The 22,190-nt window shown below is 56.5% G+C and carries 13 protein-coding genes; 3 read left to right on the top strand and 10 right to left on the bottom strand.

The features are described from left to right. Positions 1 to 91: 91 nt before the first annotated feature. From PSR62_RS01485 to PSR62_RS01450, 8 genes are all read right to left on the bottom strand, one after another. Positions 92 to 1,141: a nucleoside hydrolase gene (locus tag PSR62_RS01485; RefSeq protein ID WP_274406071.1), complete on the bottom strand. Its 1,050-nt coding sequence runs from the start codon at positions 1,139 to 1,141 to the stop codon at positions 92 to 94. 235 nt (positions 1,142 to 1,376) lie between these two features. Further along, positions 1,377 to 2,003, bottom strand: a complete 627-nt coding sequence (locus PSR62_RS01480) for a DUF3124 domain-containing protein (protein WP_338020267.1) — start codon at positions 2,001 to 2,003, stop codon at positions 1,377 to 1,379. A 96-nt stretch (positions 2,004 to 2,099) separates the two neighbouring features. Beyond that, the gene (locus tag PSR62_RS01475) at positions 2,100 to 4,406 is read right to left on the bottom strand and encodes a SulP family inorganic anion transporter (protein WP_274406069.1); all 2,307 of its coding nucleotides are present in this window, start codon (positions 4,404 to 4,406) and stop codon (positions 2,100 to 2,102) included. A 670-nt stretch (positions 4,407 to 5,076) separates the two neighbouring features. Further along, positions 5,077 to 6,801 (bottom strand): potassium/proton antiporter, encoded by a 1,725-nt coding sequence (locus PSR62_RS01470; protein WP_274406068.1) that lies wholly within the window; start codon positions 6,799 to 6,801, stop codon positions 5,077 to 5,079. A gap of 212 nt (positions 6,802 to 7,013) precedes the next feature. Beyond that, entirely contained in the window at positions 7,014 to 10,172 is a 3,159-nt protein-coding gene (locus PSR62_RS01465; protein ID WP_274406067.1) for an efflux RND transporter permease subunit, read from the bottom strand. Beyond that, positions 10,169 to 11,569 (bottom strand): efflux RND transporter periplasmic adaptor subunit, encoded by a 1,401-nt coding sequence (locus PSR62_RS01460; RefSeq protein ID WP_274406066.1) that lies wholly within the window; start codon positions 11,567 to 11,569, stop codon positions 10,169 to 10,171. Before PSR62_RS01460 ends, PSR62_RS01465 begins: the two co-directional genes overlap by 4 nt. 103 nt (positions 11,570 to 11,672) lie before the next feature. Beyond that, on the bottom strand, positions 11,673 to 12,146 hold the full coding sequence (locus PSR62_RS01455) for a MarR family winged helix-turn-helix transcriptional regulator (RefSeq protein ID WP_274406065.1): 474 nt from the start codon (positions 12,144 to 12,146) through the stop codon (positions 11,673 to 11,675). Between the two features lie 190 nt (positions 12,147 to 12,336). After that, entirely contained in the window at positions 12,337 to 12,762 is a 426-nt protein-coding gene (locus PSR62_RS01450) for an RrF2 family transcriptional regulator (RefSeq protein WP_274406063.1), read from the bottom strand. A 304-nt stretch (positions 12,763 to 13,066) separates the two neighbouring features. On the opposite strand from PSR62_RS01450, the gene PSR62_RS01445 reads away from it, so the two are divergent. The 3 genes from PSR62_RS01445 (at position 13,067) to PSR62_RS01435 (ending at position 18,571) form a co-directional block, all read left to right on the top strand. Then, positions 13,067 to 13,561 carry a hypothetical protein gene (locus tag PSR62_RS01445; RefSeq protein WP_274406062.1) on the top strand — a complete coding sequence of 165 codons (495 nt, stop codon included), beginning with the start codon at positions 13,067 to 13,069 and terminating at the stop codon, positions 13,559 to 13,561. Positions 13,562 to 13,824: 263 nt separating this feature from the next. Beyond that, positions 13,825 to 16,734, top strand: a complete 2,910-nt coding sequence (locus PSR62_RS01440; RefSeq protein ID WP_274406061.1) for a multiheme c-type cytochrome — start codon at positions 13,825 to 13,827, stop codon at positions 16,732 to 16,734. Further along, positions 16,718 to 18,571, top strand: a complete 1,854-nt coding sequence (locus tag PSR62_RS01435; RefSeq protein ID WP_274406060.1) for a CRTAC1 family protein — start codon at positions 16,718 to 16,720, stop codon at positions 18,569 to 18,571. The genes PSR62_RS01440 and PSR62_RS01435 overlap by 17 nt, the downstream gene beginning before the upstream one ends. 115 nt (positions 18,572 to 18,686) lie before the next feature. On the opposite strand, the gene PSR62_RS01430 is transcribed toward PSR62_RS01435, so the two are convergent. Together PSR62_RS01430 and PSR62_RS01425 are read right to left on the bottom strand one after the other, a co-directional pair. Continuing rightward, positions 18,687 to 19,823 carry a response regulator gene (locus PSR62_RS01430; protein ID WP_274406059.1) on the bottom strand — a complete coding sequence of 379 codons (1,137 nt, stop codon included), beginning with the start codon at positions 19,821 to 19,823 and terminating at the stop codon, positions 18,687 to 18,689. Positions 19,824 to 19,871: 48 nt separating this feature from the next. Further along, positions 19,872 to 22,181, bottom strand: a complete 2,310-nt coding sequence (locus PSR62_RS01425) for a PAS domain-containing sensor histidine kinase (RefSeq protein ID WP_274406058.1) — start codon at positions 22,179 to 22,181, stop codon at positions 19,872 to 19,874. Positions 22,182 to 22,190: the final 9 nt, after the last annotated feature.

Here is a 22,190-nt window from a genome sequence, read left to right as displayed (position 1 = left end):
AACCGAGGGATTGTTCACCGAGAATTTACGCGTCCACGAGCCGAGAAACGTGTTCGCGGGCAACCACTCGCCAGTCGAAAGCCCCGTCGATTTATTCAGCGGAACCAGCCGACTGGGCTGATTGCCTGGGAGGGGCAACCATCAGGTTCTCAATCTGGCGAGCCAATTGCTGGGGAGAGGAGGCAATTTTGACGTAGGAGTGAGTCGCTGATGGAGCACGAGGTGATCCTGGTGTCCAAGCAGTGATGCCCCGATCGTCGATGTCAACTCGCCCGTCTGGGATGACTTGCCAGACCTTGGGTTCCGCACCGCGAACGGCAAACAGCGCGGCCGCTTGGTCGTAGCTCGGTTTTCCGGCGTCGATCGACATCTTGTTGCCTGGCATCGGGCGCAGTTCATACGCGCGGCGAACAGGGTTGGTTTGGGGAGTGGACTTGAGTCTGGCACCGGTCACCAATCGTTCGCCCACTTCGAAACCGTGCCAGATGATTTCGCCTGGCCAACGCTCCGCCACCAATCGGGCTGCTTCGACGTGGGTGGCAATGTTGGCTTCACGCCGGTTGGATTGTGGGAAATGTCCTCCCATCACCACCAAGCTTTTGACTTTGGTGCGAATCAGTTCGGGTTCCTCGCGAATCAATTCAGCGAGATTGGAAAACGCTCCAACACTGCAAATGGTGACGCTCCGATCCGCTGCGGTTCTCAAGGCTTGTCGATACACGTCGAGCGCGTCAGCAGCTTCCGAGTCAGGGAGCATGTTGTGATCGAATTCGTCTCGCAACGCCGTGGTGTAAGGGCTGAATCGTTGAAATGCCGTCGGCCCCGTTTTGTCGGTGCCGATCGGGATCTCACCTCGGCCGTAGTACGTGTTGATCGCATCGACGGCAGCGGCGGAAGCGTTTGTCAGATCGCGACGATTGGTGACCACAGCCAGGAGTTCGCATTCGCCGCGATCAGCCAAGGCATGCAACAGTGCGAGTGCTCCTGCGTCGTCGCAGTCGCCCGACATGTCTGTGTCCAGGATCAGCTTGACGGGGGCCCGATTCGCCGCTTGCTCGCTCGCTGAGACGGGCGAGAGGGAGGGGGCGATCGCCAACATGACCAGGCAGGCGGATCGCAATCTGTGCAAGCGAAGCTTCATGGATGACCTCGACGATTGGGCCCATCGTGAGCAACCGGTTCAGGTTGCGGATGGGGAGGTGGGGCGAAACGCGGTGGAATCCAGTGTGAGCACTGCAGCAGTGCTTGTCCGAATCACTCGTTTCTTGGAGTGGTGGGAATGGGGACAACATCTTAAACCAAGCCTCCACTCCGGGAAGAAGGCTGGGCGATCGAAACGACAGGCAGCCAGCATTTTCCCATCCAGCAACGGGGGGTCATTCCCCCGATTCTGGCAGCCCTTTGGTTGCCGGAAGGTTCCCGCTGATTGCAACGGCCGAGGCGGTGAATGAGATGCCTTGTGTGTTGCTGGTGTCGACCATCACGGTCTCCACAATCGGCTGATTGACCTCCGTCCCCGCTTGCCATTCAACCAGGAAACTGGCGCCGCTGCCTCCCGTTTTGTCATCGCGTTGGATGACGAACTCGGTGGCCGCGAGAGGTGCGAGTTGCAGCGGTTTTTGAAGCAAAGACCGGATCTCTTTTCCGCTGGTGTCATAGTACCGGACGGACGTGATCACGATCTCGTTGTCAACGTCGGTGTTGCGAACGTTCAGCGTGACCGTCAGGAAATACGGATCACCCTTTTGGTGGTAAACGTGGGAGTACGCGGGCACATAGAGCCGCTGGCCGGTGACAGGATGCCACGGCATCGTGTCCAGTTCGAGTCTCGCTTCGTCGCGAACGCTGGGGGACTGAAGGGGCAGGTTCTCTTCGATCGAGCGAAAGCGAAACTCGATGAAAATCACCAGCAACACAATCGGAACAATCACGAACAGAAACGTGAGCAGCTTGAGGTGCCGCGAGATCTGTTCGGCGCGTTCTTCACTGAAGGGAGTCGGCATGAGCTGGCGCATGGGTGGGATGAATGGGCGTGAACGTCAAGTTCACGCCCAGATTCTTCGCACGAGCAGGTCGTGTGACAACCTTCGCGAGAAGCGTTACCCAGCCACTTCTGCCGGAGGACCCGACGCTGACTCGGATGCAAGCTCTGAACCGCCGTCCCCGAGGAACTTGGTGTGGCCGGTCTTCACATCATACAACGCACCGATCACCTTCACACGTCCGTCTTGCACCGCTTCGCGAATGATGCGGCTTCTTTTCAGAATTTCGTCGACGGTGTGAATGACGTTGGCTTCAGCAACCTTGTCAACGTATTGCTCCAACGCCCCCTCAGGAAGATTTTTGACCGCTTCGGAGGCGTCACTGGGGACGCATGGCGCGATCTCATCGACGATTGACTGCAAATGCTGGCAACCCGTCGCGGCTTCGGCGCCTTGGTCGGCGGCGATGAGTTCGACGGAAGAGGTCACTGCTCCACAACGTGTGTGTCCCAGCACCGCGACCAGCTTCACACCGGCGACGCCGACGGCGTATTCGAGGCTGCCCAGCGATTTGGTGCCAATGACATTCCCGGCCACTCGCACACTGAAAATGTCCCCCACGCCGAGGTCAAAAACCAGCTCCGTTGGCACCCGCGAATCGATGCAGCTCAGGACGGCCGCCAGCGGGCTTTGTCCCGCCGCGGTCGCATTGACCTGCCGTCCCAAGTCGCGATTCAGGCGAGTGCCGTCAGCAAAGCGACGGTTTCCGTTTCGAAGGATCTTGATGACTTGGTCGGAGGTGACCTTCTCTTGCAGTTCACGCGACGTGAATTCGGCGAATTCCTTGACCTCGCTGAGTTGATACTTCTGCCGGAAGCCAGCCAGGTTGACCGAAATGTTTCGGGGCGGGGCCACGTTTTCTTTGAAGTCTCGAATCAGACTCAGCACGTCGGGATCGATGTAATCCGAGCGAGAGGCGTCGATCACGAGTTTGCTGCCGGGGCTCGTTTCGTTGAGGACACGGTCCAAGGCGGCGCGATTGAGAAAGCTGACTTGGTTGGAAAGCTCGATGTGAGTGACATCGCCATCGACTTGCGTTTCCACAATCCGTCGAATCGGGCGACGCAGGTTGCTGTTGAGAATGAACAAAATGCTGATTGCCAAGCCGATCAGAATGCCGATCAACAAGTCCGTCACGACAATGGCAATGACCGTGATAATGAACGGCGTGAATTGATAACGACCTTCCTTCCACATCTGTTTGAAAATCGTGGGGCTGGCCAATTTGAACCCGGTCACCAACAGGATCGCCGCCAAGGCGGACAGCGGAATCTTGTTCATCAGGGTTGGCAAGAACGCAACGCTGATCAAGATCAACGCACCGTGGAAGATCGCTGACATTTTCGTTTTCGAACCGGCGCCAACGTTGACCGAACCACGGACGACCACCGAGGTGATGGGAAGCCCACCAATCAAACCGCAGACCATGTTGCCGCAACCCTGTGCGATCAATTCGCGACTGGGCGGTGAGTCCCGCTTGGCTTTGTCGAGCTTGTCGACGGCTTCCAGGTTCAGCAGTGTTTCCAAAGACGCGACCACGGCAATCGTGACAGCGGCGATGTAAATTGCCGGATCAAATGCTCGGCTAAAGTCTGGCAGTCGGAGGAAGCCGAAAAACTCGGAGAAGCTTTGTGCGATTGGGATCTGAACCAGGTGCGATCCGCTGACGGACCAGTCTTGTCCCATGTTGGTGAAACCGAGGTTGATCAACACTCCCGCGATCACCACGATCAGCGGGGCGGGAACCAGGGATTTTTTCAACACTGGGATGCGTTCCCAGAGAAGCAGAATGGCAATCGATAGAAGTCCGATCACCATCGCCCCGACGTGAATTTCTCCGGCGAAGATCGTCAGCAGCTCAGAAAACGTGTTCTCTTGGTCGGGCTGGATAAACGACATCTCACCTTCAGGATCGGTGTCGTGACCGAAGATGTGAGGGATCTGCTTCAGAATCAGGATCACACCGATCGCGACCAGCAATCCTTTGATCACACTGGAGGGGAAGAAGGCGGACAATGCACCGCCCCGCGCGATCCCAAAGCCAATCTGAATGACGCCCGCGATCAGCACGGCCAACAGAAAAGCTTCGAAGGAGCCGAGCAACGCGATTTGGGCGGCCACGATCGCGGTCAAGCCGGCTGCGGGGCCACTGACACTGGTATGCGAACCGCTGATGACCGCGACCACCAAGCCGCCGACGATTCCAGCGAGCAGCCCGGAGAAGAGATCGGCGCCTGAAGCCAGGGCGATGCCTAGACAAAGTGGCAGCGCGACGAGGAAGACAACCAAACCCGCAATGAGATCTTGCAGGATGGTACTGGGAGAGAAAATGCTGGTCGGAGTTGGAGCTTCGGAGGTCGACATAAAGGGATCCTCGGCAGAACGAAGACGTCGTTGTGCATGCGAAAAAGGCGAATCAGGAGGGTCGAACACTTGCGCTGCATCCGCGCAGCTGATCGCTCAGTGGGTGCGGAACGCGTCCGCAGAAAAACGACTGGCGATCACGAAGGTTTTCCAGGAACAATCGTTCCGGTGGAGGTGCTTCGCAAGAGTTCAAAGACGAAACGGTTGGACGTACCGGTGGCCTAGCACCGCATCGGTGCAAGCAGTCCGTTGGCGATTCGATGACCGTCGATTGCGGAAAGAATGGGGCGCGTTCGAGGAACCAGGTTCCGGCCCGACAAGAGTTCTGGTGGGAGAACAAATCCGCCCTGAGGCGACCGAAGTTCTTGGACACGTCGGTGCGGGGAGCACGGGACGCGTTCTTCAATTTCTTCCGTTTCGGTTTGTCGACCGTTCCCCAGCAGCGAGCGGGAAACCGTGGTGGAAATCCCCAGCGTCGGGAATGCAAGCAAAAACAGCATGATGAAGGACATCATGCGGCTGCCGCGACCCAGATCGAAGTGACGTGGAGAAATATTCAAACTGCAGTTTGGATTGGTTGAGATCGAAAGCGAGGGAAACCGGAAGGCTCCCTCAATCGGTGGTTTTATTCTAGTGGCAAGCCGGATGCCGACAAGGACGAATCGATCGTTCACTCCGGTTCTGGAAGGATCGACATTCCTACGTACTGAACTTTTCCATCGGATGACAATTCTCGTAAATGAAGGACAATTTTGTCAATTTGGACCGCTGCGCCAATCTTCATTTCATCTTTTTTAAAATGCGATCGAACCAACTCATCAATCGTCAGGTCCCCGTCGTCGGCCAGTTTTAGCTCGTAAAACTGCTCCAATTCACGCACTTTGATCGAACCTCGCAGTGGAAATTCCAGTTCCGGCGGCAGATCGGTGGTGTGGGCACGGGTGGGGGCAAACACGCGGTCGACCATCGCACGGATGCTCGGCCGTAGCACGACGACCACGTGATCCCCGGGTTTCAACTGCGATCGACCTTGAGGCAGCACCGTTTGCTCGTTCCGCACAATCAACGCAATGACCACGCCATCGGGCAGCGCCAAGTCTTTGATCAAGCATCCTGAGGCCCGTGAATCCTGTTCGATGAAGTAGTCGACAATGTCTCCGTCGACGTTCTGAAGCGAGCTGATCTCGAGCGTCACGGGCGTCTTTTGGTGCTTGGGCACTTCCAGTTTCAAGACGCGAGCGACCGCAGGGAGGGTCCAGCCTTGCACCAGTGCTGAAACCAAAACGACGAAGAAGACGGTGTCGAAGATGATCGAGGCGGCAGGCAGTCCCGCCATCATCGGGAACGTGGCCAGGGTGATGGGCACCGCGCCTTTGAGTCCCACCCAAGACAAAAACGTCAACTCGCGAGTCGAGAATCGAAATGGCATCCCGCACAAAAACACGGCGATGGGGCGGGCCACAAAGATCAACACCGAGGCGATCAAAATCGCCGGGACGGTGACGTCCCACAGACGACTGGGAAAGGACAAAATGCCAAGCGCCGTGAACATCAGGATCTGGCACATCCACGCCAGTGCGTCGTGGAACAAGACGATGCCTCGAAGGAAAACAGGCCTTCGATTGCCAATCACGACGCCGGTCAGATAGACGGCCAAGAACCCGCTGCCGCCCAGTTCGGAGGCCATGCCGAATGAGAACAGTCCCAATGCGGTGGCCATCACGGGATACAAACCCGCTGCTTCCAATCGGATGTTCTGCAGCAACCAGGCACCGACCCAGCCCACCGCCAGCCCCATGCCGGTGCCGACGACGGCTTGATTCAGAAACAGCGTGACCAGGCCAAACCCAAGCGGCGTCTGTCCGGTCAGGACCTCAATCAAACCGACGGTCAAGAAGATCGCCATGGGGTCGTTGGAACCGCTTTCGACTTCCAGGGTGTTCGCCAACCTGGGCCGAATGTGAACGCCACCTCCGCGAAGCACCGAAAACACGACCGAAGCGTCGGTCGAACCCACAATGCTGCCCAGCAGCAACCCCTGCGTCCAGCTCAGGCCCAGGATCCAAGACGCAGCCAATCCGGTGATCCCAGCCGTCACCACAACCCCCACCGTGGCCAACAAGGAGGCCGGTTTCCAGGCCGATTGAAAGGCCGCGTAGGGCGTTCCGATCCCGCCATTGAACAGAATCAAGCACAGCGCGGCGGTGGCAAAACCATGGGCCAGCGTGTAGTTCTCAAATTCGATTCCCCCGATGCCTTCGGATCCTGCCAGCATTCCGATGGCCAAGAAAACCACCAACACGGGGACACCCATCCTCGCCGAAAATTTGTTCGACGCGATTCCTAGTAGCAGCAAACTCCCGGCGAGCAGGATGAGAGTTTCAATGCTGAACATGATTGGATCGGAAAGAGGAGTTGGGAGGATCGGAAGTCGTCGGTCTGGTTCCTACCGGACGTTCAGTCTAAGGAACCAAACGAAAACCCGGAAAGCCCGCGCACCACTGCCAAGGAACTTAGCAGTGTTGATGCGAGCTGTCCGGTTTCTTTTTGACTTCCGATGCAAGCCAGACACTTCGAGAAGAAATCTGGCTCCTTCGAGCCAACGGATCAAGTGCCTTCAGGTGTTGTTTCCGGCTCTTTGCGTTTCGCGAAACGTCGCAGCAAAACGTAGAACACAGGTGTCAAAAACAAACCAAAGATCGTGACTCCCAACATGCCTGCGAACACGGCGGTGCCCAGCACACGTCGCATTTCAAATCCAGCGCCCGTGGCCACCAGCAACGGCACCACACCCAGGATGAACGAAAACGCCGTCATCAGGATCGGACGCAAACGCAACCGGCAAGCCGCGATGGCAGCTTCAAAGCGGTTTTTACCAGCGTCCTCTTCCGCCTTGGCAAATTCGACGATCAGAATGGCGTTCTTGCACGCCAGTCCAATCAACACGATGAAACCAATCTGTGTCAGGACGTTGTTGTCCATCCCACGGAACCAAACACCGGTCAGGGCGAACAGCAGACACAGCGGCACAATCAAGATGATGGCCAGTGGCAGCAACCAACTTTCGTATTGAGCGGCGAGTGCCAAGAACACAAATAGGACCGCCAAGGGGAACAAGAACACAATCGTGTTGCCAGCTTGTTTTTCCTGGAAGGCGATTTCGGTCCATTCATAGCCAAAGCCCGGGGGCAGATTCAGATCGGCCAATTGTTCCATCGTCGCCAGAGATTGCCCGGTGCTGAAACCAGGAACAGTGGTTCCGTTGAGGTCGGCAGCAGGAAACAGGTTGAATCGGACCAGTCGGTCCGGGCCAGCGGTTTTGGTGATGTTGACGACCGAGCCCAGTGCCACGGAGGCTCCTCGATCGCTACGAGTCCGAATCCGGGAGATGTCGGCCGCCTCATCGCGAAACTTGGGTTCAGCTTGCGCGGTGACCCGGTAGGTGCGGCCCAGGAAGTTGAAGTCGTTGATGTACACCGACCCCAAGTAGACCTGCAACGCTTCGAAGACTCGGTTGACAGGGATGTCCAGCATCTGTGCTTTGGTCCGGTCCACGTCCGCGTAGACCTGAGGCACATCCATTCGCAGGTTCGAGAAGACTTGCGTGACGCCAGGTTGTTGGTTGGCTTCGGCAAGCATTGTCTGGGTGACTTGGTTGAGTGAATCCAGTCCCGCACCGCTGCGGTCTTGGACATACATCTTGAAACCTCCCCCACGGCCAATCCCACGAATCGGGGGTGGCGGGATGATCAAGATCTGGGCTTCGTTGATGGCTGCCACTTCTCGGCGCATGTCCGCGACGATCGCATTCACCCCACGCCCTCGTTTGGCTCGCTCTTTGGCGTCTTCCAACGGCAAGAATGTCACCGCCGCGTTGGGTTTGATCGAGAACGTGGCCCCGGAGAGACCCGCGATTCCAACGGCGTGCTTCACACCGTCGATCTGCTTTCCGATCTCTGCCACTCGCCGCGTCACGCGGTCGGTTCGTGCCAGCGACGCACCATCGGGCAAGTTGATCGCAACGATCACGTAGCCTTGGTCCTGGTCCGGAATGAAGCCGGTCGGCACCAGGCTGAAACTGAATCCAGTGAGAACCAACAGGCCCACATACAGCACCAGCGCGAAACCGCTCCTTTTGATCAAATGTCCCACGATTGACGCGTAAATGTTGCTGGTCGCATCAAACGTTCGATTGAACAAACGAAAGAACCAGCCGAACAGGAAGTCAACGACTTTGCCCATTCGATTCTTCGGCGCGTCTTTGGGACGCAGCAACAACGCACACAGCGCTGGGCTGAGTGTCAGCGAAACAAAGGTCGAGATCGCGGTGGAGATCGAGATGGTCAACGCGAATTGTTGGTAAAACCGACCGCTGATCCCGGGCACAAACACCGTGGGAACAAACACGGCAATCAACACCAGGGTTGTCGCGATCAGAGCGGAGCCAACTTCGTCCATCGCTTTGTGGGTCGCCTCCCGAGCGGTCATGCCTTCGGCAATCAATCGCTCGACATTCTCGACCACCACAATCGCGTCATCGACCACAATCCCAATCGCGAGCACCAATCCAAACAGAGACAACGTGTTCAGGGTCACCCCCAGGAACTGCATCACGGCGAAGGTGCCGATCAAAGAAATTGGAATCGCGATCACAGGGATGATCGTCGGACGCCAACCGTGCAAAAACAGGAACACGGTCAACACCACAAAGATCGTGGTGATGAACAGTGTTTCGAACACTTCCGAAATCGAGTCCTCGACGTAGTCGGTCGGGTTGTAAGCGATCTCGAACCCGATTCCCTGAGGGAATTCCTCGCTCATCTCACTCATGATTCGTTTGACTGCCGCCGCGGTGTCGACCGCGTTGGTGCCGGGACGTTGATAGACCAGCACTGCGACGGCGGGTTTGCCATCGAGATAGCTCAAACGTGAATAGTCTTGAGCACCCAGTTCAATCCGGGCAACATCACGAAGACGTGTGATGCGTCCATCGTCACCTCGTTTGACAATGATGTCGCCAAACTCGTCTTCGCGAATCAAGCGACCCTGCGTGGTGACATTGAGTTGGAAATCACCTGTTTCATCGGTCGGTGGTTGGCCGATCACACCCGCCGCGACTTGGATGTTCTGGGCTTGGATGGCATCGACAATTTCACCCGCAGTCAAATCGACGTGGGTCATCTTTTCGATGTCCAACCAGATGCGCATGGCGTATTCGTTGCCGCCGGCGATTCGGATCTCGCCGACTCCATCCAATCGCATCAAGGCATCGCGAACTCGAAGGAACGCGTAGTTGCTGATGTACAGCTGATCGCGACTGCCGTCCGGCGAGTTCAGGTGAACCACCATCAACATGTCTGGGATTTGTTTGGTCGTTGTCACACCGATTTGGCGGACTTGTTCCGGCAAACGAGATTCGGCAATCGCGACGCGGTTCTGCACCAACACCTGGGCATCATCGAGGTCCGTGCCCAATTTGAACGTCACGGTCAACTGCATGGTGCCGTCCGAGCTGGACGACGATTCCATGTACAGCATGTCATCGACGCCGTTCATCTCTTGTTCGATCGGCGTCGCCACGGTGTCAGCGATGACTTCGGGGGTCGCCCCGGGGTAACTGGCCCGAACCAAAATGGTTGGCGGCGCGACGCTGGGGTACTGTGATACCGGGAGTGTGAAATACACGATCCCACCGACCAGCACGATCAGAAATGACAGCACCGACGCAAAGATGGGGCGTTCGATAAAGAAGTGAGGGAACTTCATCGTGTCACCTCCGTCCTGCGATCCGCGATGGGAACCGCGGTGGGGGCGGGCGAAATCCATTCCTCTTTGGGAACGGGGAGATACTCGTCAGGCAATCCGTCTTCGATGACCTCGATCGTTCCGTCGATGGTGTTCACCTCGGCATCGGGACGAGACTGCATCAGGCCTTTGATCACCAACGATTCGGTGCCATCCAAGCCCTCACGAATGACTCGCAGGCCATCGATGATGGGGCCGCTCGTGATGGTTTGTCGTTTGATCACGCCATCGACGACCACGTACACGTACTGAGACGATTGATCGGTGCCAATCGCCGAGTCAGGGATCAGCACCGCATCGTGCGGAGCACTGCCGGGGATCCGGATGCGAGCGAACATGCCGGGCAGCAACAGTTCATCTTCGTTGGCAAACACGCTTCGAGCACGCATGCTGGCGGTGTTGACATCAAAGCGGTTGTCGACGAAGTCCATGTGTCCCTGGTGCAGGAAACCCTCTTCGTCCATCAGGCCGAGATACACGGGGTTCTTGGCCACACGCGAACTTTCGCGTTCACCCGATTTGGCCAAGCGGGAATACTTCAGCACGTCTTGTTCGGTGGCGTCAAACACACAGTAGATCGGCTGCACCGACGCGATGGTTGTCAGCAGCGAAGAGGTCGCCGTTCCACCTGCGATCAAGTTGCCCTCGGTCACATACTTGCGGCTGATGCGTCCCGTGATCGGGGCACGAATGCGAGTGTATTGAAGATTCAGTTCGGCGGTGTCAACGCCAGCCTTGGCGACTTCGATCTCGGCCTGCGCGGTGGCGATCGCGGCTTCGGAAGAGTTCAGACTGGCGCGGACGCCTTCGACGTCGGCTTTCGCTTTGAGGAACTCAGCTTCACGGTCATCCAGTTCGTCTTGGGAGGATGCGTTGCGTTCCACCAACCGTTGCGTTCGTTTGTACCGAACATCGGCGAGATTCAGTTGAGCTTCGGATTGCAACAGGTTGGCGCGGGCGACTTCCGTCATCGCCTTGGCCTGTTTCAGTTGCGATTCGGATTGTTGAAGTTTCGCTTGTGCCGCCGCCAATTCTGCTTCGTAGGGACGCGGGTCGACGATGAACAAGAGATCGTTTTTCTCAACGATTTGTCCCTCGTCAAAGTGGACTGACTGCAGGTACCCGTCCACTCGTGCGCGGACCTCCACCAAATCAACCGCTTCCATCCGACCGGTGTAGGCGTCCCATTCAACGATCTTTTTCGAGATCGGTTGGGCCACGGTCACAGTCGGCTTGGGCATTGCGGGAGGGCCGCTCGGGGCATTGCCACACCCAGTGACAGCGAGCAACATCCCACCGATGCCAGCTCCGAGAGCAAGCTTCCCAAGGAAGTTGAGGTTGTGAGGAGGAGGTGTCATGGTTCAGAGGGGTCCGGAAATGGGAGGGTGATTCGAGGGCGTGGCGTCTCCGAGCAGTCGGGGCGGAGCGGCCAGGATGAATGGGGGGAAGGTTCGAGCGAAGTCAGTCGTCGAGATGCGAGATCGATTCGCGAGTTTGATTGAGCAATTGCAAAAGCTGGCTTTTGTCCGCCTTGCTGAGGTGCTGCAGCATCCGATCTTCCATCTCTTTCAAGGGCTGCATGGTGTCGTCCACCAGTTGTTTGCCTTTCGGGGTGATCGTCACATGCACCACCCGGCGATCTTCTGTGCAACGTTTCCGCTCAACCAGCTTTTGCGAGCACAGGTGGTCGACGAGCGATGTGACCGCGGGCACAACCTGGATCATCTGTTCGCCAATCTCGCCGCAGGTCAGCGAGCGTTCTGCCAAGGCGAGACTGCGGAGGATGTTGAAACGCGACAGCGTCAAACCATGCTCGCGAAACAGTCGCGAAAATCGGTTCTCAAGTTGGTCACCGATGCGGAGGAAATTCAGCAACACTTCTTGGTCCAAGCAGCGAAACGGTTGGGGGCGATTCAGTTCGTGCTGCAGATTCATGGCGACTTCCTCCAACGGAGTTCGTTTCACTGCTGAATAGGTTATTAGTGAAATATCTTTTGTCGAGTATTTTCCGCCGAGAAAATAGAGGGGGGCGGAAGTCCTCGAAAAGTCCGGTCTGCGGGTGCTGGGTGTCCGCAGGTGGGGTGCGTTTGTTCAGAGGGGCGTGTGTCTGCCCCGCGGACCCGGCTCATTCGGTGTTGAGTTGATCCAATTGGCCACGCGTGGGGACGACGTCCGCGAGTGTGACGCTGTTCAGATAATCCATTTGAATGCGTTCGGCGTTGGCCAGCACGCCACTGAGTTTGCAGAACGAATGGATCGCACAACTGTGGTCGGATCCAACACATGGCAGGAGATGCGTGTCGTTCTCAATCGTTTGGATGATCTGGCCGACGGTCACGTCTTCCGGTCGAACGGCCAGCTCGATCCCGCCGCCGACTCCGCGGATGCTTCGGACATAACCTTCGCGAGCGAGCAAGTTGACCACCTTGGCCACATGGTTGACCGAGATGTTGAAAAGCGACGCCACCCCAGCGACGTTGGCCCGAGTGTCTCTCGTGGCCAAGTACATCAGCGTTCGCAACGCGTAGTCCGTTTGGGTTGTCAGTTTCATGTCATTCCAGAGTGAATCTCGCGGGTGCAATCAGCTTAGCAAACTTCGGTGTTTTGCGTCTTTTCGATTCCAGGTCGGACGGGTTGGGACGGAGCGAGGCCGAGCTGGCAATCGCTCATCCTGCTGGCGGGTTTGGGAGGGGAACCGAGGTGCTCTTAAGATTGCTGTGGGGGGGGGACTTCCCTTGTTTGATTGACTTGGGGGGTGAGTCCGCCTAGGCTCGTAAGGATGCCAGCCTCTGCTCTTGGTCGAGCGTTGCTTTTCTTGAGGTGGCGGACTCTCCGTTGGATCGACTGAAGAATCGATGTCACGTGTTCTCTTTCCATTCGTAGTCGCTGTTGTACTGGCGAGCGTTTCGACGCCACGTTCAGTCGAGGCGAGTTGCGGGGATTGGTTGCAGCACTCCGGCAGCACTTCCATGGTCGCTGCTCAGCAGTCATCGATGCGGATCAGCGGAGCGGAAAACCGCGAGTCTGAAGCTCAGCTGGATCAGCATCGTGAGATGCCCCAACAGGATTTGCCCAGTCAGAGGCTGCCCATTCAGAGGCTGCCCAGCCAATCGGTTCCAGCCAAACCGTGTGATGGCCCGTTGTGTGGCCAACTGCCAGTGCTTCCGATTCCTGCACCGATGATTCCTGTGGCTGAGCGTCCGCATCACGATGCGGTTTGGAAGGCGGGGGCGGAGAGCGTTCGCTTGGCCGAGTTCCTTTGCCGATCGCGAGAAGACTCCGTTGATGTCCAACCGGGATTCTCGCTCGGGATCGATCGCCCGCCGCAGATGACGTTGTCTCAGGCTTGAGCAAGTCGTCTTCCCATCCGGGGCTGCATGCGTTGATTGTCTTCCATCGTCTTGGTCGATGATCAACCCGCCTCTGGCGTTGTGTCACCGTTGCGGAAGAGGTCTTGCTCGAAGTCATCGCCTGCGCCAATTCTTTCGCGCGGGCGAACGAAGGGTCTCGACTGGAAGTGATTCGCTTTCATTCGATTGCTGCACTCCAACCGATGTTGTCGGTGGCGGGTGCACACCTCGTCTGCCATCTGACCGTTCATTGGAATCGCCTCATGTCATCTGTTGCACAACCCGGTGCGGCCGTGCCGAAGCCGCGGAAAAAGTACGTTCGCGCGGTCGGTCCGCGGCTCAAGAAACTGCTGTACGCCATCTTCGTTCTTTTCGCGTTGCTGTTGGCCAACTCGGGCTACCTAGCGACGTTCACGTTCCTCGAGTGGTTTCGGGATCAGACGTATCAGGATTATTTCTATCAATACATGTTCCTGGCTCACTTGGTGATGGGACTGCTGTTGGTTCTGCCGGTCGTCATCTTTGGTTTGATCCACCTGTGGAACACCAAGGATCGTCGCAACCGGCGGGCGGTCCGGATCGGCTACGCCCTGTTCGCGGTCAGCTTGGGCATCCTCACGACGGGGATTTTGTTGGTTCGGATCGGTGGGTTTGATTTGAAACAACCGTTGGCCCGCAACACGGTGTATTGGTTGCACGTCGCGTTTCCGCTGGCCTCGATTTGGCTGTATTGGCTGCACCGCTTGGCCGGGCCTCGCATCAAGTGGCGAATCGGAATGAGCTTTGGCGGGGTCGCGGTGGCGTCCATCGCCGCCATGGTGATCTTGCAGATGCAGGATCCACGGCAGTGGAATGCGGTGGGGCCGGACTCAGGGACGCAGTACTTCGAACCATCGCTGGCGCGGACGTCGAGCGGCAACTTCATCCCGTCCGATGCATTGATGAACGATGAGTACTGTTTGAAATGTCATGCGGACATTCACAAAGACTGGCAGGACAGCGTTCACCGGTTCAGTTCTTTCAACAACCCACCCTACTTCGCCAGTGTCAGTGAAACGCGTGCGAAGTCGCTCGAACGGGACGGGTCGGTTCAGGCCTCACGATGGTGTGCGGGTTGCCACGATCCCGTGCCATTCTTTTCGGGGGCGTTTGATGACCCGAACTTCGACATGACAGATCACCCGACCGCAAATGCCGGGATCACGTGCACGGTTTGTCATGCGATCACAAACGTGAACAGTGTGCGAGGCAACGCCGACTACACGATTGAAGAACCACTGCACTATCCGTTTGCCAACAGCGAGAACGCGGCGCTGCAGTGGATCAACAATCAATTGGTGAAGGCAAAGCCGTCGTTTCACAAGAAAACGTTCTTGAAACCGTTTCACAAGACGGCTGAGTTCTGTTCGACGTGCCACAAGGTGCACTTGCCTGAAGCGTTGACCGGCTACAAAGAATTTTTGCGTGGCCAGAACCATTACGACCCGTATTTGTTCAGTGGCGTGTCGGGGCACGGTGCGAGAAGTTTTTACTACCCGCCCAAGGCGGTCGATAACTGCAACAAGTGTCACATGCCCTTGGTGGCGTCGAATGACTTTGGTGCAAAGAGGTTCGATGACGCGGAAGAACTGAGTGTGCACGATCACATGTTCCCCTCGGCGAACACTGGGATCGCGTGGCTGCGTGATCGAGACGATGTCATCGCAGCGCATCAAGAGTATTTGCAGGATGTGATGCGTGTTGACATCTTTGGTGTCCGCGAAGGTGGCGAGATCGATGGGGAGTTGATCGCGCCGCTGCGTCCCGAAGTGCCAGCACTCAAACGGGGAGAAAAGTATCTGCTGGAAACGGTGGTTCGGACAATGAAGATGGGGCACCTGTTTTCGCAGGGCACCGTGGACAGCAACGAAATTTGGTTGCAGGTCAAAGTGACCAGCGGCGACCGATTGATCGGTCACAGCGGTTTGGTCAATGAAAACAAGTACAACGAAGTCGATCCGTGGTCGCACTTCATCAACGTGTTCATGCTGGACAAGGACGGCAACCGAATCAATCGTCGCAATGCGGAAGACATCTTCACGCCGCTCTACAACCACCAGATCCCGCCGGGGGCTGGGCAGACGGTTCACTACGAACTGAATGTGCCGGACGATGTGACTGAACCGATTCAGGTGGAGTTGAAGTTGCTGTATCGAAAGTTCGACACGGAGTACATGGACTTCGTTGCCAGGGTCAATGAGGAACATGGGATTCAGATTCGCGGGCACATCCCCGGTCAGCACTACAACAATGAGTTGCCGATCACGACGATGGCGGTCGACACAGTGGTGTTTCCAATCGAAGGCTTGGACGATGCTGTTGAAAATTCGCCGCGGGAGATTCCAACCTGGCAGCGATGGAACGACTATGGCATCGGTTTGCTGCTGAAAGGCAAGGCGGAACTTCGCCAGGCCGAAGACGCGTTCCGTGAAGTGGGGAAATTGGATCGATACGACGGCCCGCTGAACTTGGCTCGCGTTTTGAACACGGAGGGACGCTTGGATGAAGCTGTGGAGGCCCTGCAACGGGCTGACGAGTATCGCGAGACCGAAGGTTTCCCTCGCTGGACGTGGGCATGGTTGTCGGGAGTCATCAACTCGCAACAGGGACGTTTGGAAGAGGCCGAGCAAAACCTTCGAAGCGTGTTGGATGACAGCACGGAAGACATGCAACGTCGCGGATTTGATTTCAGTTTGGACATTGAAGTGATCAACCAACTCGGTCGAACCTTGTTTGATCTCGGCAACATCCGCGAACGCCAGCGTCGGGCTGATGAGGGACAGGCCTACTTTGAAGAGTCGATCAGGCAATACCAAAAGACGCTGCTGATCGATCCCGAAAACGTTTCCGCTCATCACAATTTGCAACTGCTCTATGAGCGTCTCGGCGATCAAGAGTCGGCAGAGAAACATCGGAAACTGCACCAGATTTACAAGCCAGATGACAACGCCCAAGGGCGTGCGATTCGTCTGGCCCGAGAAAAGTACCCCGCTGCCAACCACGCGGCCGAAGCTGTCGTGAAGTACTCCTTGCATCGCGAATTGACAACGGAAAACCCACCGACCGAAACCCCAACGGACGAGTCCGCTGCGGTCGCCAGCCCTACCCCCGAAGGAGATGATGATGTCGAGTGATCCGCAGTCAAACGAAGTGGATGAAAGTGATTTGCGTGACGAAGCCGACATCGGTCGCGCGATGCGGGGATCGTTGATCGCACTGGTGGCAATCGTGCTGATTGGTGGCATCGCGGCTTATCTGCTGACGCGTCCCAAGCCGGCGCCACCAGTGCGCGAATCTCAGTTGGCGAGCGTTGGCATTCGAGAGCAACCCCAGGTGGTGCTTCCGAAGACCCCGTTCAAGGACATCACCGAAGAGGCGGGCATCTCGTTCGTGCACAACAACGGCGCAACTGGAGACAAATTGCTACCTGAAACAATGGGTGGAGGGTGCGCGTTCCTCGATTTTGACAACGACGGGGATCAGGACCTGTTGTTGATCAACTCGATGGATTGGCCCTGGGATGAACCGAGTGGTCGGGGGAATACATCGGGACTGTACCGAAACGAAGGTGGCACCTTTGTGGATGTGACGAAGGGATCCGGATTGGATGTCGAGATGTATGGGATGGGGGTTGCTGTTGGCGACTTCGACCAAGACGGGTTGGTGGATGTGTTCATTTCGGCGGTCGGGAAGAATCGCTTGTTCCGGAATCTGGGAGCGGGGGAATTCGAAGACATCAGCGAGTCCGCGGGGGTCAGCGGCGCGGAAGATCGCTGGAGCACCAGTTCAGGCTGGTTTGACTATGACAACGACGGCGACCTGGATCTGTTTGTGTGCAACTACGTCGTTTGGAGTCGCGAATACGATGAGTCACAGGGGTTTCAGCTCGTCGGTGGCGGACGGGCATATGGGCGACCGCAAAACTTCGAAGGCACGTTCTCTTACCTGTATCGCAACGAAGGGGACGGCAAGTTCACGGACGTTTCCGAAGCGGCTGGCATTCAGATTCGAAATGTTTCCACCGATGTGCCACAGTCGAAGTCGCTGGGGTTGGCACTTTGTGATTTTGACCAAGACGGCTACATGGATGTGGTGATTGCCAACGACACGGTTCAGAACTGTTTGCTTCGAAACCGTGGTGATGGAAAGTTTGCTGAGATGGGCGCGATTTGTGGGATTGCATTTGATTCCACCGGCAACGCTCGCGGGGCGATGGGGATTGATGTGACATCTTTTCGCGAGCGATCCAGCATGGCGGTTGCGATTGGGAACTTTTCCAATGAAATGACGGCGCTGTATGTGACCAAAGCGGGGCGAATGCAGTTCTACGACGAAGCGGTCTCGACCGGCCTCGGGCCCAGCACTCGCCTGTTGCTGACGTTTGGTTTGGCCTACGTCGACTATGACTTGGACGGTCGCTTGGATCTGTTTTGTGCCAACGGGCACTTGGAAGAAGACATCAATCGGGTGCAGCCAAGCCAGCACTACGAACAGCCACCGCAGATGTTTTGGAACGCGGGACCCGAGTATGAGACCGAGTTTCTTCCCGTTGGTGCGGAGCAGCTGGGCAACGACTTTGTGGTGCCGATGGTTGGTCGCGGAGCATCGTATGCCGACATCGATTTGGATGGCGACTTGGACCTGCTGATCACGTCGGTGGGACGCTCACCACGGTTGTTGCGCAACGATCAAGCAACCGGGCATCATTGGTTGCGACTGAAATTGGTGGGCGACGGGGAGAAGTGCAACCGCGATGCGATCGGGGCTTGGGTGGAAGTCACGGTTGGCGACGAAGTGCTGGCCAAACAGGTGATGCCGACGCGAAGCTATCTCACTCAGGTGGAGTTGCCGTTGACGTTTGGGCTGGGACAGCATGCGGCTGTTCAGAACGTGACGGTGCGGTGGCCCGATGGCGAGAAGGTTGAGTTGGGGCCGATGGAGGTCGACCGGATGCACGAGATCACGCGGTGAAGGTTGCAAGCCAATGGGGAGCGTGGTGCTGGTCCAGTGAAGCGATCAAACGCACCTGTTCACGACGGGACAGACGTCGAAAGATTCGGGCGTGAGAGATTGGGGTTCACTTGCTCTAGATCGAGGCCAGTTCAGGCGATCGTTTGGCTGGGATTTCGACCGCGACAGTTTCCAGGCCGATCAGATTGCGGAGACGCGTGACCATCGGCGGCGACAGCTTGCGTCCGGATGCGATGAGCAGCAGACCGTTTGGCATTCGAACGTCTTCTGCGACCATCATTCCGGTCAACAGTTCGGATGTCGAAATGCTTTCGATCGTCGGTTTGGGTTGTGCATCGGTTGCCTGACGAACATGGTCACTGAAATTTTGATCGAGGTCCGGGAATCGATCTTCGATCTCCGACAAGGCGACATCACCGGTTTCGCCCCGACGTTTCAGCATGCTTTGGTAGTAGCTGAGTAAGATCGACTGAGCAATTTTGTCGTCGTCGTTGGTGCACTGCTTGGTCGTGATGTCGGAGCTCCCCATTCGATCCAGCAGGTCAGCGATCGGTTCCAAGCGAGGGATTTGTTTGATCAATTGGCTGGAAATGGAGAAGACTTCTTTGACGATCTTGCGATGTTCGTCCGATGTGATGGAAGCCTTGGCCAATGTTTCTCGTTGGTCGAGATTCAGCAGTGGAATGCCTACGACCATCAAGCGAGAGGTCAACGGCACACGCCAGTCAGTGTCGGCGTTGCATTCAGCGAGCATCTCTTTCGCTGATTGGAGGATGTCGTCGGTGTCGACCAATGGATCGTCAACGTATTCAATGATTTCCACCAGGACACTGATCGCACCTGAGAAAGTCTTTTTGAGCAGTTCTTCTTTGCTCGTGATCAAGTCATGTTGTTTGATCCCGGCATTGATGGCCGCTTTGATGTCGCTCATCTGGCAAGGTTTGTTCAGGAACCGAAAGACTTGCCCATCGTTGACCGCGTCCATCGCGGTGGTGAGGTCCTGGTTGCCAGTGAGCATCAGGTACACACTGTTGGGCGAGATCTCACGCGCCTTTTGGATGACTTCAATGCCTTCCATTCCTGGCATCCGCATGTCGACCATGACAACGGAGAACGTTTCCGAGTTCTTGATGCAGGCCAAAGCCTCTTGGCCGGATTCGCAGGTGGTGACCTCGAAGTCAAAGGAGAGGTTCCGCTTGAGCGTGTTCAGCAAGCTGTAGTCGTCGTCGACGAGTAGGATTCGTTCATTCATTGGGTTGTTCGCCGGATGGATCAGGTGTTTGGATGGTTGTCAGGGAGATTAGGTCAGAGCCGGAACACGACAAGTGTCCGGTCGTTCTGCATTGAAGTCTTCAGTGGTTGACTGGCTGGAGTCCATTGGCAGCGTCACGATGAAGCTGCTGCCGACGTTGAGTTCGGATTCCACACAAACTGTGCCATTGTGTTTCGATGAGACAATGTTGTAAGTCAGCGAGAGTCCCATCCCGGTGCCTTTGCCCACCTCTTTGGTGGTGAAGAATTGGTTGAAAACTTTGGAACGGACGTCGGCCGACATACCGGTTCCGTTATCGCTCACGCGAATTTCGACCTGGTTGTCATGATGCACAGTGGTGACTCGGATCTTGCCTTCGAGGTCCGGTTCCTTTGCCTTGCGTTCCGCGATGGCGTCCGCGGCGTTGACGATCAGGTTGATAAAGACTTGGCTGAGTTCTGCCCCGAAGGCAGGGATTGAAGGCAGGTCGTGTGACAGATCCAGTTCCAATTCAGCGACATATTTGTATCGGTTGCGGCTGATGATGGTCGCTTGCTGAATCAGGGTGTTCACATCGGTGTCGTTCATCTCTTGGCGACCTGGGTGCGACATCGATTTCATCGCCCGGACAATTTCGATCACACGCATCACCGCTTGTGATGCTTCTTCGATGGCGTCCGGCGTCTGTTCTCGCAACACATCGTAGCGATGCTGCTTGGTCAAGGATTTGAGTTGTGATTGAGCATCGGTCGCATTCAACGAAGGGTTTTTGAGCAATTCGAACAATCCGTCGGTGAACTGGAAGAGACGCTCATAGCTCATGGTCAGGAATTCAACATTCCCGCTGACGCATTGCATGGGGGTGTTGATTTCGTGAGCGATCCCAGCGGCGAGTTGCCCCATGGATTCCAGTTTCTGTGCTTGGGCCAGCTGACGTTCCATGGCCTGCGTGTCACTCAGGTCTGTCGCGAAGGCAACGAACACCGGCCGAGTTTCAAACGTTGACCGGTGAATGTCCACGTGAACTGGGAACGCGGTGCCGTCCTTCCGCACGTGAGCCGAGTTGAAAGCGCAGCGGCCGGATGGATCTGCCATGGCAACGGTGATCCGTTGACGCAGTTCATGATTCGAGATGCCTTGAAGGAAGTCCTGTGGGGAGCAACCGGGCAGTTCGTCTCGTTCCAGGCCGACGCTCCGTAGGAATCCGCGGTTGGCTTCCACCAGACGCAACGTCTCCGCATCGAAGATGTAGAGCTCGTTGGGCGACTCTTGAATCAAATTGGCAAGCGATTTGCCACGTGATTCGGCATGCTTGAGGTCGGTGACGTCGAGGAAACTGCCTAGCGTTCCAAAGCAATTGTTTTGATGGTCGTGAAGCGAGGTGGCGCCCGCAAGAACCGTTCTGGATTCGCCGGCATAGTTTTGCAGCGTCTCTTCGATGTTGACAAGTTCCACATTCTCATCGGGCGAATCGCAGAAGCTGGACAATCGGTTGTGCGTTTGGTCGTTCGAAGGAATGATGTCATTCATTCGTTTGCCAATGATGTCTTGGGGCGACTTCAGCCCAACGAACTCGCTGAATATTTCGTTGCAACCCAAGAAGGTTCCATTGATATCACGCCAGAAGACGGCGGCGGGAATACGCTGCAGGATGGTGTCCTGAATGTGGCGCTGTTGTTCGATCTCGGACGTTCGACTGCGAACGCGTTCTTCCAACAAGTCACGTTGTTGAGTGAGCGAGGACTGAAGTTTGGCCAGTTCCCAGAGGGAACGTCTGTTTTGACGGACACCCAAGATCAGGAAGGTCGTCTCAAAGAGGATCCAGCCGGCGTGTTCCAAAGCACGAAGTGGCGATGGCGAGAAAACTCCAAACACGGACTCCGGCCAGAACAGGCTGCGGACCAGATGGTCCAGGCTGATCACGGAAACTGCCGGCAGGAACACCCAGGGATCTTTGTAAAACGCCAGGAAGGCGAGCGAACCAAAAATATGAAAATGGGACTCGATCCGGCCACCCATCAAGTGGATCAGCAAAGCAGAGAATTGCATTTGCGCGATGGCCATGATCATCCGCGTCATCCGCTGGCCAGGGAAATAGATGGCGAGAAACATCGGGAAGACGGTGAGCAGTCCGCCGCCGACGATGGAACTCCAAACATGCACATGGACGAGTTGTTGGGAGCCAATCCAGGTGTACGGTGAAATCCAAACGGCGCAGCCTATTGCAAATGCCCATTGCAGAGCGAGAACCACAGCCAATGCGCGGTCCGCATTGATTTGGCGTGATTGCAAATGCTCCGCAAAGAGGACTTGCGCACTCTTTTGAAGAGGGGCCGTTTCGAGTTCGTTTTCTGACATGACTATCCG

Source organism: Rhodopirellula sp. P2 (genome assembly GCF_028768465.1).
Taxonomy (GTDB): Bacteria; Planctomycetota; Planctomycetia; order Pirellulales; family Pirellulaceae; genus Rhodopirellula.
This window is presented reverse-complemented; position numbering and strand designations above follow the sequence as displayed.